This is a genomic window from Bifidobacterium goeldii, from assembly GCF_003951095.1.
GTDB lineage: Bacteria > Actinomycetota > Actinomycetes > Actinomycetales > Bifidobacteriaceae > Bifidobacterium > Bifidobacterium goeldii.
In genome coordinates this window covers 149,704-162,946 of the sequence record NZ_QXGL01000004.1, presented here as the reverse complement: position 1 = coordinate 162,946, position 13,243 = coordinate 149,704, and the positions used below count along the sequence as shown (strand labels likewise).

At 50.9% G+C, this 13,243-nt stretch carries 10 protein-coding genes; 8 read left to right on the top strand and 2 right to left on the bottom strand.

The genetic code is table 11. The annotated features are described in order from the left end of the window. Positions 1 to 21: 21 nt before the first annotated feature. Together D2E25_RS07390 and D2E25_RS07385 are read right to left on the bottom strand one after the other, a co-directional pair. The gene (locus D2E25_RS07390) at positions 22 to 2,106 is read right to left on the bottom strand and encodes a beta-galactosidase (RefSeq protein ID WP_125981374.1); all 2,085 of its coding nucleotides are present in this window, start codon (positions 2,104 to 2,106) and stop codon (positions 22 to 24) included. 152 nt (positions 2,107 to 2,258) lie between these two features. After that, entirely contained in the window at positions 2,259 to 3,581 is a 1,323-nt protein-coding gene (locus D2E25_RS07385; RefSeq protein ID WP_241217091.1) for an ABC transporter substrate-binding protein, read from the bottom strand. Between the two features lie 185 nt (positions 3,582 to 3,766). Here D2E25_RS07385 and D2E25_RS07380 point away from each other — a divergent pair, with 185 nt between their 5' ends. The 8 genes from D2E25_RS07380 (at position 3,767) to D2E25_RS07345 (ending at position 13,193) form a co-directional block, all read left to right on the top strand. Further along, positions 3,767 to 3,955: a hypothetical protein gene (locus D2E25_RS07380; protein WP_125981370.1), complete on the top strand. Its 189-nt coding sequence runs from the start codon at positions 3,767 to 3,769 to the stop codon at positions 3,953 to 3,955. Positions 3,956 to 4,004: 49 nt separating this feature from the next. Beyond that, positions 4,005 to 5,045: an NAD(P)-dependent alcohol dehydrogenase gene (locus D2E25_RS07375; protein WP_125981368.1), complete on the top strand. Its 1,041-nt coding sequence runs from the start codon at positions 4,005 to 4,007 to the stop codon at positions 5,043 to 5,045. Positions 5,046 to 5,287: 242 nt separating this feature from the next. Then, on the top strand, positions 5,288 to 6,196 hold the full coding sequence (locus D2E25_RS07370) for an AraC family transcriptional regulator (protein ID WP_206430754.1): 909 nt from the start codon (positions 5,288 to 5,290) through the stop codon (positions 6,194 to 6,196). 343 nt (positions 6,197 to 6,539) lie between these two features. Further along, entirely contained in the window at positions 6,540 to 8,693 is a 2,154-nt protein-coding gene (locus tag D2E25_RS07365) for a glycoside hydrolase family 36 protein (RefSeq protein ID WP_241217089.1), read from the top strand. 95 nt (positions 8,694 to 8,788) lie between these two features. Next, on the top strand, positions 8,789 to 10,141 hold the full coding sequence (locus D2E25_RS07360) for an ABC transporter substrate-binding protein (protein ID WP_125981364.1): 1,353 nt from the start codon (positions 8,789 to 8,791) through the stop codon (positions 10,139 to 10,141). A 75-nt stretch (positions 10,142 to 10,216) separates the two neighbouring features. Further along, positions 10,217 to 11,125 carry a carbohydrate ABC transporter permease gene (locus D2E25_RS07355; RefSeq protein WP_241217088.1) on the top strand — a complete coding sequence of 303 codons (909 nt, stop codon included), beginning with the start codon at positions 10,217 to 10,219 and terminating at the stop codon, positions 11,123 to 11,125. Beyond that, entirely contained in the window at positions 11,122 to 12,003 is an 882-nt protein-coding gene (locus tag D2E25_RS07350) for a carbohydrate ABC transporter permease (protein WP_125981362.1), read from the top strand. The genes D2E25_RS07355 and D2E25_RS07350 overlap by 4 nt, the downstream gene beginning before the upstream one ends. Before the next feature lie 104 nt (positions 12,004 to 12,107). Then, positions 12,108 to 13,193 carry a LacI family DNA-binding transcriptional regulator gene (locus D2E25_RS07345; RefSeq protein WP_125981360.1) on the top strand — a complete coding sequence of 362 codons (1,086 nt, stop codon included), beginning with the start codon at positions 12,108 to 12,110 and terminating at the stop codon, positions 13,191 to 13,193. Positions 13,194 to 13,243: the final 50 nt, after the last annotated feature.

Here is a 13,243-nt window from a genome sequence, read left to right as displayed (position 1 = left end):
GATTGCGCTCGCGCTCGCCGGTTAGGAGCGGATAATCATGACGCCCCACGGGTCTACGGTCAGCGAATCATGCTGATGAATTGTGCTCTTGGGTTCTTGATGCGCATAAGCGAGCAAATCAAGCCCTTCAACAGGGGAGTTGATCGCAACAGGCTGATCGCTGTAATTCAGCAGATACGTAATATCAGCACCCTGCTCGTTAACGCCCCGCCGCACCGTCAATCTGCCAGCAAGCTCCTGCGGCCAAGCCCACAAGCCAATTTCTTTGAATATTGCACTCAGCAGCGATCGAAGTGTTGCTGCATCGAACATGGTTCCAATCCACCACGCTTTGCCTGAACCAAACTGGTGTGCGGTAACCGCGGCGTAATCCTTCCACGCGGGGTGATCATAGGCGGCAAGCACTTCGCAATCGTTGGCATTGAGCAATTCCATAAACAAATCGGCGTGCGCAGTATTTGTAGTGCTGTCAGCAAGCGAGTCTGGCGCAAATCGCACATCCACATTGCGTGGCCGTGTGAACTGGCTGTAATGCATGCCAAAAACGTCGGTGAGCTGATGCGGCTGCTGGTCAGTCCATACTTTCACCGACTCGTTGGTGAAGAACGACTTAAACGTGGAGATGAGATGACCGCCGTGGGCAACATACTCGCGCAGTCGAGTGATGCATGATTCGTCGGTTACGTAGAGCGCAGGCGTGATAATCGCGTCATAGCGGGCGAGCGTATCCGCATCCGCGCTTGTGGTGACGAAATCGCATTCAATATTAAGATCGAACAGCGCATCGTATATCCAACGCAGCACGTCATTGTATCCGCGCAATACTTGATGATGATTATGCACATCTGGATCAGGGAAGCCTGTTTCGATAGTGAAGCGGGCGAGCGTAGTCAATGCTTCGTGACTGACCATAATTGCGATGCGATTGTGCTTCGTGAGATTCACGATGTCACTGGAGATTGCTTCCAGTTCGGCACCGAGAGTAGCCGCCTCTTGGTAGGTGGGATTTGGCTCAAAATCCTGCGACAATACGCCGCGCCAATACGTCTCATACGAATTATGCAGTGAATGCCAATGCCAGTACATCACCGAATCAGAGCCATTGGCAAGATGCGAATATCCTTGCAAGCGCAGCTGGCCGGGGTAGGGTAGCCAGCCGTTCTGCCCCTGCGCCTGCGTCTCCAACAGTAAGTAGTTGTTGCCGCCTTTGAGTGAACGAGTGAGGTCTGAACCGAACGCGATTTCTCGGCCGGTGAGCTCGGATTCAGTCGGATGATAAATATCAATACCGGCGATGTCGAGATACGATGCCGCGCGGAACATGTCAGTCCATTGCTGCAAGCCAAACGAGTATCCGCGCCACTCAAGATCGAAATTCTGTGTGACGAATTGATCATCGCGCGCATATTCGCGCACAATGCCTGCCTGCCATCCAAGAAAATCCGCAGCAACGTGCCGGCGGAACGTGTCAAATGCGCCCGCCAGCGAGCCGTTAATCGTATGAGTAACGTCAGGAAAATCCTCCCACGCATTAATGCGATTCGACCAGTAGTCCAATCCAAAAGCTCGATTCAGCGCGTCAAGATCATCGTTAAAACGCTCGCGTAGATGGCGAACGAATGCCTGCTGCATCGTGCGCGAGACAGAATCATAGTGCTTAGTTTCGTTATCTACTTGATAGCCGATAACAGCAGGGTGCTCGGCAACATGCTCGATCAGCGCGCGGATGGCCTTTTCAGCATGGAATAGATAGGTTTTGTTAGTGATATCCATGATTTGGCGCGGGCCATAATGACCTTCTCCGCGATGCGTGCGCGCAAGAACGTCCGGATCGGCGGCAACCAGCCATGAAGGCACGGCATACGTAGGTGTACCGACGATAACGCTGATGCCGGCGTTATGCATGGCGTCGAGCACACGGTCGATATGCGAAAAATCGAACGTGCCTGGCTGAGGTTCCATCGTGCTCCATGTGGATTCAGCAATGCGCACAACATTCATGTGCGCTGCCTTCATCATGGCGATGTCCTTATCCAGTCGGTCATAAGGCATGTATTCGTCGTAGTATGCTGCGCCGAACAGGATGTGATTAATTGCTGCCGTCATGGGATTGTTCCTTTGGTTGGTGGCGATGTGCCGGTCTGGCGATTGCGACGCGTGCGATTGCACTGTACGCGATTGCAATATGCGTGTGTTTTCACACAAATGGCGCCACGATGACACCGTGACGCCATTTGTGGTTGTTATGTTGTGCGGTGTTACTTCTTGCTGACCTCGAAGCCTTGCGTGCTACCGTACGAAACCAGTTCGTTCAGCCAATCGGTAACGCCTTGCTTCACGGTGGTTTCGCCGCGTGCTGCACGGCCGGCAGTATCGCCGTAAATCGTGTCAGCATAGACGTTGTACGGCAGGAATTGCCATTCAGTGTCAACAGTGTCAGGAGCCTTAGCAAGCACTTCATTGATCTTCTGATCGCCAAAGTACGAGTCAGTGCGCTCCAAGAACGAGGAATCTGTCAGCGTGGCCTTGTCAGCAGGGAACTGACCCTGGTCAACACGCGTCTTAATACCTTCCTTGGTGTGCGTGAGGTAATCGATGAACTTGAATGCGGCTTCGGCCTTGTCGCTTGCTGCGAAAATACCGAGCGTAGAACCGCCATCTTCGCCATTGGTTGGATTGCTGGCGTCAAGCACTGGCATTGGAGCTACTCGCCACTTGCCTGCACCGTCTGGAGCGTTATCGTCAAGCATGGAACCCATCCAAGCGCCAGTCATCAGCGAGGCGATGCGGCCATCGTTGAGCGCGTGGCTCCAATCGTCAGACCATTGTGCGGTCTTAGTGTTGACGAGATGCTCATCAATCATGCGCTGCCACAAGTCAATGAACTCGTTCATCTGCTCATTGCCATCCACGTCGATCGTGACCTTGTTGCCGTCTACAGCGAAGGGGTGCGCGCCAACAGCCCAGAGCATCACTTCCACAGGGTTGGAGGTGCCGCCATCAAAGGTAATGTAATAGTCGTCGCCAAGGGCGTGAATCTTCTTGGCGGCTTCGTAATACTCGTCTAGCGTGGTGGGGATTTCGGTAACGCCAGCCTTGTCGAAGATTTCTTTGTTGTAGAACAAGGCCATTGGGCCTGCGTCTACGGGCAGTGCGTACACGCCGCCGTTAATATTGACGGAATTCCAAGCGCTCGCGGTGTAGAAGTCCTTGTAGTCGTTCGCGCCGAATTCAGAAAGGTCTTTCAGTGCGCCCGATAGTGCGAATTGGGGGACTGCTCGGTATTCGATTTGGGCAATGTCGGGGATGCCGGAGCCTGCAGAGATCGCGTTATTCAACGCTTGATACTGCTTGGTGCCGTTGCCTGCGTTGGTGATGTTGATGGTGATATTGGGGTTTTCTGCTTCGAACTTTTTGGCTACGTCGGTGTAGGTAGGCTCCCAAGCCCACATTTCGAGGGTGACGGGCTTGTCTGAGGTGCCGCTGTTGCTGGCTTTGTTGCTGGTTGTGCCGCAGGCGGTAAGTGACAGCGCTGTGGCGACGGTAAGAGTCGCTGCTGCGATGCTTTTGAGGCTCCTCATGGTTCTGCTCCTTTGCATTCCTCTATCTACAACGTTGTAGATGAAAGATCGAATAGTGAGGTTGGCTGTATGATAACTTCTTTTATTTGCAACGTCTGAAGACTTCGTAATTTCTACAACGTTGTAGAAAATATGATACGACATTTTTCGTATAACGCAAGTCAACAGTTTGACGCTGTGCGGGTGTGATTAGGCTGCGTGCACCCTCGAAATACGCATGGAAAGCGGCTTTTGCGTTGATATGGGGCAGCCGCGTGGGCGATCTCGCTGCAAAAAAGTATCAATTCTTGACGGTTGATACGGGGAAAACGCCGAAATACATCAGTGAGAATGATATTACGACCGCACTGCAACACGGTGCGCAAGGAAATTGATCGGTGGGCTCGATTCATCGGTTTGGAACAGTGAACAAAGGAGTTCCTCATGAAAGCAGTAGTGCTCGAACGTAAAGGCGTGATTAATGTGCGCGAAGTACCGGATGTGCCAGCGCCCGGTCCTGGAGAGCTGCGTATCGCGCCGCATACTGTTGGCGTATGCGGATCCGACTTGCACTACTACACGCATGGTCGAGTCGGCAAATATGTCGTCGAACAGCCGATGATTCTCGGTCATGAAGTCGCCGGAACCGTGCTCGAAGTTGGCGAAGGAGTCACTGATTTCAAGCCGGGTGATCGTGTAGCGCTTGAGCCTGGTATTCCTGATATGACCTCGCGCGCAAGCCGTCTGGGTATGTATAACGTGGACCCGTCGGTACGATTTTTTGCCACGCCGCCGATCGACGGCTGCCTGTGCGAGGAAGTTATTCACCCTGCGGCATTCACCTACCATCTGCCAGATTCTATGAGCTTTGGCGAGGGTGCGCTGTTGGAGCCGGCTGCTGTAGGCATGTGGGCTGCTACGAAAGCGCGCATTAAGCCTGGTGATATTTGCGTAGTTACCGGATCTGGTACCGTCGGCATGCTCACCGCATCTGCTGCGCTCGCTGGAGGTGCTGCCAAGGTGATCGTCTCTGACGTTTCTGCGATCAAATTGGACATTATCGGTCGTATTCCGGGCATTGTTCCCGTGGATCTGACGCGCGAGGATCTTGTTGAACGCGTTCGTGAAGAAACCGGCGGGTGGGGTGCTGACGTAGCATTCGAATGCTCTGGCGCGCCGAAGGCGTATGAGACGTTCTGGAAGCTCATTGCTCCGGGCGGCTGTGCGGTAATCGTTGGTATTCCAGTCGATCCTGTGCCGATTGATATCACTGAACTGCAGGCGACTGAAGTGCGCATTGAAAACATTTTCCGCTATGCCAACGTGTACCAGAAAGCTATCGATCTTGTGGCTGGAGGGCGACTTGACCTCAAGCCGTTCATTACCGACACGTATGCGATGGATGATGCCAAGGCTGCGTTTGACCGTATGGATGAGGGGCGCCCCGGCGATATTAAACTGCAGATCACTGTTGATCATCGCTAAAACGATATGCAGTAGGTGATAATCATAGGCTGGATTTCCGCGATATTCCACGCCTATACAGCGCCCCATGTGCGTTCTGTGCGATTGTGTTATCGATTCAGGCGCCGTGGGGCGTTACTATACCGTGCTGCTTTGTGCTGTGCTCGTTATGTGAGCGTTCAGATCGTCGCTGCTGCCGAGAAGAATAGAGAAAGGGTGCAATGATGTGCCTGCATGAATATGGTGCAACAGGGGAGGCTGCGATGACTATGCGGCGATCTGATGCGCCTGTTCTCGCTGATCCAGGCACGCTTGAAGTGATTGTGCCTGACGCACAATCAAGCATTCGCTGGTCCCGCCACGGCTATCCGCATCCGCTGGCCAAATGGCATTACCATCCGCAGATGGAAATTCATCTTATTCGCGAGGGAACTGGCCAGTTAATGGCAGGCGATGGTCTGGTGCCATTCGAACCTGGCCATGTGGCAATGATCGGCTCTAATCTGCCGCACAATTGGATTTCAGATAGCATGCCAGGCGAGCGGCTCCCTCACCGTGACGTATTGTGCCATGTGCGCCCGCAAACTATTCGCTCGCTGATGGCAGTGTTTCCGGAAACTGCTGGTTTTGAACAGGTAATGAGACGTGCCGGGCATGCGTTGGTGCTCTCTGGCGAGGCTGCGCGACAGGCGGGAGCGTTGCTTGAAGCCATGGGGAACCATGCTCCGTCACGCCGTGCGGCTGATCTGATAGAGATTTTCTCAGTGTTTGAGCAGGCGCCGAATGATCAATGGAGCACGGTGGTCACGCCTGAATATGATCCCTCCGCTGTAGTGGGGGCTGAGAGTGGTGTGAACGCGGCGATTGAATATATTGCGGCACATTTGGATAGCGATATCAGTTTGCAAGATGCTGCGAGTGCTGCCTCCATGAGTGCTTCCACATTCTCGCGCTTTTTTAAACGCGCTGCAGGCATTGGTTTTTCAGATTTTGTACGGCGTCTACGCGTCGGGCGCGCATGCCGACTCCTTACTTGCACCAATATGCCTATTTCAGCAGTACAACAGGCAAGCGGCTACTCGAACGCCTCCAACTTCAACCGCCGCTTCTTCGACGAAACCGGCATGACCCCCTCCCAATACCGCCGGCTGCACATTCGCGCTGCCAGCTAGTTTTGGCATGATGATCTCAACAAATAGCGCTGCACGCACCAGTAATTGCGTGCAGCGCTATTTGCGTTGTGCTGCTTGATAGAACGTTTATGCTTTCTGATTCATGGATTGACGCACCACACTCTACGAGCTTTTAAATTTCTGATTTAGAAAAGCTGTTTTCAAATTGACACGTAACCGGTTTCGTTATATATTTAAACCATGAAAAGCAATGAAGCCTTTGAAAAATAAACCAAGTCAGATTTCTTTTCGTTAAATACGTAACCGGTTTCTGTCAGTTGATCTGCGATGGTGCTGTATATCTTCTGACTCAACCGTCTCCCTCTGCTTTCAAGGAGCAACTATGCCTCAAACTATTCAATGGGGAAATACGCGTTGCCAGCTGTCGTTTGAATACAGTGGTCAAACGCCATTGCGTTTATCGTCGATCACTGTTGATGATGAAACAGTTTGCATCCCGTATGAAGTCAATATGGTTGAGATTCTTGCTGCGGGGCGTGGCAGCGGACATTTGCTCAGCAGCAGCCGATTAATCCAAACATCACTAGGTGAAGGACTGCGATTCGTATCGTCATCGCGCACCACAAGTGATGATGGAACGGAACAACTCTGCATTACGTTGGCGAATGATCCTGATGGTGTCGAAGCTAAACTCTCACTTACGTTGCCTCAGCACACGACAGTTTGCCGCTGCGAAGTTACCGTGACCAATCTTGGACAGCAACCCCTAGTCCTCGAAAGCGTAGTACCGTTCGCAACTTCTTTTGGACATCGTCAGGCTGACGCCAAGGCTGAAACGGATCAAGAGCATGCTTCACCGGCATTCGACTCATGGAACATCATGAAAGGTTCAGCAGAATGGCTCGGTGAAGGGCGTTGGAGTGTGATTCCAATCCGTGAAGCATGCCCGTACCTGAACTCGGCAATGGCAAACCGCGATCCGGAAGGTGCCTATATGGTCACCTCTGACGGAACATTCTCTACAGGAACCTCCATGCCTGTAGGCATTGTGTACTCGGATGAGGCACATATTGCTTGGGCTTTTCAGATTGAGCACAATGGTGCGTGGCGATGGGAGGTTGGCGAGAATCTTGCCGACGGGTACATCGCCGCTTCAGGCCCCACATGGATTGATCATGGATGGGGAAAAACGGTACAACACGGTGAAAGCTTCACGAGCGTGCCAGTATCGTTCACTTGCGGTCACACAGTACGCGATGTGATTGGTGAATTGACTCGGTATCGCAGAGTGACTCACCTTTGGCACGGTGATCTTGATAAGCCAAAAGTAGTATTCAACGATTATATGAATACGTTGAATGGCGACCCGACAACGGATAAATTATTGCCGCTTATCAAGGCTGCCTCCACTACTGGTGCTGACGTATTCTGCATTGATTGCGGCTGGTATGACGACACTGGTTTCTGGTGGCCGTCTGTAGGTGAATGGCAGCCTTCAACGACTCGTTTCCCCAATGGTCTGTCTGAAGTGACCGATGCAATTCGGGATGCTGGTATGGTTCCTGGCTTATGGCTTGAGCCTGAATCTATCGGAATGTACAGTCCGGTGGCAGATAAGTTACCGGATGAAGCATTTTTCCTGCATGATGGCATGCGTGAAGTTGAGCAACAGCGCTATATGCTTGATCTTCGCCATCCGGCAGCGCGAGCCCACGTTGATAGCACTGTGGATAGGCTCATTGAACAGTTCGGTATCGGATATTTCAAGTTCGACTTCAACGTTCGTCCAGGTCCAGGTACCACAGCAAACGCGCACAGTGCTGGCGATGGTTTGCTTGAGCACAATCGAGCATATGCGGATTGGATCGATGATCTGCGAGCGCGGCACCCGGATCTGCTGCTAGAAAGCTGCTCATCTGGAGCTATGCGCAGTGATTTCGTGCAATCATCACGCTTTGATTTGCTGTCTACATCCGATCAGCAGGATTATCAGCTGTATCCAGTCATCGCTGCTGCTGCTCCCATGATGATGCTTCCTGAACAATGCGGCAACTGGGCATATCCAGAGCATGATATGGACGTTGAACAGTTTGCATTTGCGCTTGCCAACACCATGTTGGGACGATACTACCTGTCGGGTTACGTGAATCGTTTCTCAGACTGGCAAAATGCTTTAGTCCGTGAATCGATTGGTGCCTATCGTGAGCACATCCTCCCGCATTTGACACAGAGCGTGCCATTTTGGCCACTAGGGCTGCCGCGATGGACCGATCAGCATATTGCGTTAGGAATGCAAGACAACGACGTGTGTTTCGTTACCGTATGGGCACGAAATAGCGATACAGATCAGATTCGATTGCCAATGCCACAGCTTGCAGGAAAACACGTAGCCGTTGAACTCTTGTTCCCTGCGGAGCAATCGACAGATTGCACCTGGTCCTGGAATTGGAATGCAGACGAATACACGCTTGATCTGCATATTCCGCAGCACATGTTGTCTGCTCGAGTTTTTGCATTGCGCTACACGCAGCAGTGAAACGCAATGTCACCAATGATTATTCATCCCATCAATGGAAAAAAGGAATCGCTTCGATGCGATGTGGCATCGAAGCAATGAAGAAAGGAAAACCCATGCAAAAGAAAACCGTGAATAGTCTTATTCGCGCTGTAGCTGTGATCGGAGCCTCATCAATGTTGCTTGCAGGTTGCTCCAATCCTGCGGCTTCAACCGACAATACCGATACGTCTGCTGCTGGGTATTGGCCTGAAGTAAGTACTTCACTAGACGGTGTGACACTGACGTTGTGGACAGGTGCTAGTGAAAAGAACTATTTAAACAAGGCGATCGAAGGATTCGAAAAGCTCACGGGTGCAACGGTTAACACCGAAACCATTCCGGACAGCTATGAGAACAATGTGCAGACAAAGGTAACCACTGGAGATATGCCTGATCTGGCACTTTGGCAGCCTACAACGTCTATGCTCGCTGGCTTCGTATCGCAGGGTAAACTGCAGGCACTCGATAATGCGCCGTTCGAGAGCGCTTACAAAGATGGGTTAGGTGATATCGCAGGCAAATATAACGGCAAACGCTATGCATTGCTGTTCTCCTCTCCATCAGTGATCGGAGCGTACTACAACAAGCATGTCTTTGAAGCGGCAGGTATTGACTCTATGCCGCAGAATTGGGACGAACTGGTTGCTGATGCTGAGAAGATTAAGGCAGCTGGCATTGATGGATTAGTCTCTCCGCTTTATGAAATGGGTGGCTCGCAGTGGGGCACACAGTGGGCTGTACAAGTTCAGCTCGCTGAGGCTGCAAAAGATGGCCTGTGGGATCGAGTGAATGAGAACAAAGAGAAATTCACTGACTCCACCATCATGGAAGCTATTAATAATTACAACGATCTGTTTAAGCAGGGGTTGTATAACGCAAATGCTGGATCGGCTAAAGATACTGATCAGGAGCAGGCTCTACTGGACGGTAAGACCGGCATTATCTTTGGCAATCGTAGCCAGTTCACTGCTATCCAGGCGATGGCAGACAACAATATCGATACGTTGAACGACACTATCGGCTATTTCCCCATCTCCAAGGACGGAACAATCTCCACGCTAGTGCCAGATACCAGTGGTGGCATGATCGCATTCAAGACCGGAGATGCCAAGCGTGAATCTGCGGCACGTCAGTTCATGAACTACTTGGTTACTGATGGATATGAAGACTTCATCACTGATCAAAACCTGCCTTCCATCATGAAGGCAGTAGACAGCCCATCCACCGTACCGCAAGCAATTCTGGACGCTACTGACGCCATCTCCAACAGCGTCGGCTCAATGCAGATGCTCGCTATTGCTAACCCTGACCTGTATATCAATCTTGCCAACATGGTCAACGGCACGATGACACCTGAAGAGGTGGCATCCGTTACGCAGGACCAGTTCAGTCAAGTAGCTAAGGCGCAAGGCGCTAAGGGCTTCTAACAACGCAAGACGGGTGCGGCCGATAGACATCCCGGTCGCACCCGGTTCGATATGCAATAGAGAAAGGAAAGATTCATGGCTAAACGTGATGATGGTGCCAGGAATCGCATCGGTCTGATGCGTCAGACCTATCCCTCATGGTTTCTGCTGCCGGCCTGCGCGATTCTTGCTATCTTCTTCTTTCTTCCCACGATTCTTAATTTCGTTTATGCCTTTACGAATTGGTCAGCGTTCAGCCAGACGATATCGTTTAATGGCTTTGACAATTTCGTTGATCTTTTTCGGAACGGTACCCTTGTCAGAGATCTGCGCACAACGCTGATATTCGCAATATGTGTGGCATTCTTCCAGAACTCGTTCGGACTCATCCTCGCAGTGTTTCTTGAAGAAGATACCCTCCCTAACAGAATCGCAAGAGTGCTTTTCTTCGTTCCTGTGCTCATGTCGGCGCTCGCAGTTGGTTACGTGTGGCAGGCAATTCTTCAATCGGGCGGCGCATTGGATCAGGTACTCAGCGCGATCGCTGGATACACCATCGATATTGCCTGGTTGGGTAGCACTACGTGGTCAATCGTTATCGTGTCCGCTATTCAAGGTTGGAAGTGGGCTGGCCTAGCGATGATCATCTACTTAGCGGGCTTGAAAACCATTGATCAAGATGTGTTGGAAGCAGCCGCTATTGATGGTGCAAACAGCTGGCAAGTATTTTGGAAGATCAAGTTCCCGCTGTTGGCTCCGGCTATGACGTTCAACGTAGCAACTTCACTGTTGGGATCTATGAACGGCTTCGATACGGTTCAAGCGACCACGGCTGGTGGCCCCGGTGGATCTACGGAAATCTTCAATTTGTTTGTCTGGCGAACCTTCGGACAGGGACTGTATTCGCAGTCTACGACGATGAGCCTCGTGCTGTTCATTGTCGTCATGCTCATGGCTGTGCCTGTTATCTGGTACCTGCGTAGAAGAGAGGCGAAAATACTATGACGATGGCTACATATGGCGCGACTGCGAAGCAGGATGCCACACGATTTCGTGCAAAGACTGCGGGCTGGCGCAAAGTTGTGCATGTGATTGTACTGGTGGTCTTGGTGGTCGTCAGTCTGGGACTTCCGTTCTACTTGTTGTTCATCACTGCGGCGAAAAACCAGTCTGAAGCTCTGCAATTGTCATTGAGCCTTCCAACTGAATGGCATTTTTGGGATAACGTGAAAACGGTAATCACCCAAGGCGAGATGATACCGGCGTTTTTTGGTAGCTTAATCGTCACTGTGCCGTCAGTATTGTTGTCATTGATTTTTGGCTCCATGGCTTCGTGGATCTTGGCACGCCGTGCTACCAAACCAATGGCAGTGGTCTATTCGCTGTGCATTTCCGGTCTGATTCTGCCTCCTGCTGTAGTGACTGTGATGATGCTGCTGAAGATGATCGGTATGTCCGGTACGGTGATTGGCATGATCTGCGTGTACGTGGGCATTTACCTATCTACCGTTATCTTCTTTGTTACTGGATTCATCCGTACGATTCCTATTTCACTCGAGGAATCGGCACGATTGGATGGAGCTAAGCCATTGAGGATCTTCTTCACTATTGTTTTCCCACTACTTGGCCCAACAATGGCAGCTGCAACGATCTTGCTGGTGCTCTACATCTGGAACGATGTGTTCTACGCGTTGTTCATTCTGTCCGGCAACGTCGATACCTTGCCGCTGAACTTGTACAACGTTGCTAGTGCCGGCTTGCATTTGAACAATTGGCATTTGATTTTTGCCTATATTATTGTGATGAGTATACCTTTGCTGGCTGTTTTTGCAGTGGCGCAGAAGCGGATCATCTCCGGTATTACTGGAGGTGCAGTGAAGTGAAGACAGAATCGTGAAAACGCTTGTGAGCGGGAGACCTTGCAAACTAGTGGGGGTATCCCGCTCACATGTTCTTCTCTTGCACGCATATTGCACAATGTCAGTGATTGAATTCAGATGAGCAGGATGATGAGAAGAAGGGAGGAATGACGATGGTTCGTGCAAAAGGAGGTCAGCCTTCTATACGCGATGTAGCGCAATACGCGAATGTGTCAGTTGCTTCCGTTTCTCGATATCTCAATAATGGTGGGGGAGTCGGAGCTGAAAAACGTCAGGCGATTGCTGCTGCTATAGAAATGCTGCATTATCAGCCGAACCCTATTGCTAGAGCTTTGGCAGTTAACGAGATGTCATCAATTTCAGTGATTCTTTCAGATATTTCGTTGTATGGACCAATGAAAATACTTGAAGGAATTGAAGAAGAATCGCGACGATGCGGATACTTAGTGAGTGTATCGCTCCTTGATGCTGATATAGAAAAAGCTCGAGAAACAGTAGATGGTTTAGCAAGAAGTCGTCCACTTGGATGTGTGATCATCGACTTGGATCGCACTTCTTCTACGCATGCGCTTATTTCCTATATTCGTAAGAAAATGCCAACAGTGCTGATCTCTGATGAGCGTGGTCAATCTGATGTAGAGCTTGGCGCATATATCGGTGGTTATGAGATCACGAAGTATCTCTTGAGTTTGGGGCACAAAACAGTTCATCATGTTTCTGTGCCGGTGAATAACAACCGATACACGCGTACTCATGGTTGGCGGCAAGCATTGCAAGATGCTGGAGCTCCAATACCTGAGCCGATAGCAGCGGATTGGGATTGCCGTGAAGCGAATCGTATTGGCGAGTATTTATCTACATTGCCTGATGTAACCGCAGTCTTTGCTGGTAATGATGAAGTTGCAGCAGGAGTTATACGCGGCTTGACAATGGCGGGCAAGCGAGTGCCAGAGGATATTAGCGTTGCGGGCTTTGATGATAATCCAATCGCATCGCTAACAGTCCCTAGTATTACAACGTGGCGTCAGAACTTTAAAGACTTCGGATTCCGTGCTGTGCGTTTGCTCCGTAAAGATGAAACGGCATTGTCATCATCTGTAGCACTTGAGGATCAGTTGCGCGATGACGCTTCGCGCGCGGCGTTCGTAGATCAGCATCTTATTGTTCGAGAATCAACAACTCGACTCGTATAGCTACATAGACTGCGTTATGGCGGATTGTGACAAGGCAATCCGCCATAACT

Coding starts and splice junctions, on each gene's coding strand:
- D2E25_RS07360 (WP_125981364.1), top strand. CDS start 8,789: ATGCAAAAGAAAACCGTGAATAGTCTTATTCGCGCTGTAGCTGTGATC.
- D2E25_RS07390 (WP_125981374.1), bottom strand. CDS start 2,106: ATGACGGCAGCAATTAATCACATCCTGTTCGGCGCAGCATACTACGAC.
- D2E25_RS07365 (WP_241217089.1), top strand. CDS start 6,540: ATGCCTCAAACTATTCAATGGGGAAATACGCGTTGCCAGCTGTCGTTT.
- D2E25_RS07355 (WP_241217088.1), top strand. CDS start 10,217: ATGGCTAAACGTGATGATGGTGCCAGGAATCGCATCGGTCTGATGCGT.
- D2E25_RS07385 (WP_241217091.1), bottom strand. CDS start 3,581: ATGAGGAGCCTCAAAAGCATCGCAGCAGCGACTCTTACCGTCGCCACA.
- D2E25_RS07350 (WP_125981362.1), top strand. CDS start 11,122: ATGACGATGGCTACATATGGCGCGACTGCGAAGCAGGATGCCACACGA.
- D2E25_RS07375 (WP_125981368.1), top strand. CDS start 4,005: ATGAAAGCAGTAGTGCTCGAACGTAAAGGCGTGATTAATGTGCGCGAA.
- D2E25_RS07370 (WP_206430754.1), top strand. CDS start 5,288: ATGACTATGCGGCGATCTGATGCGCCTGTTCTCGCTGATCCAGGCACG.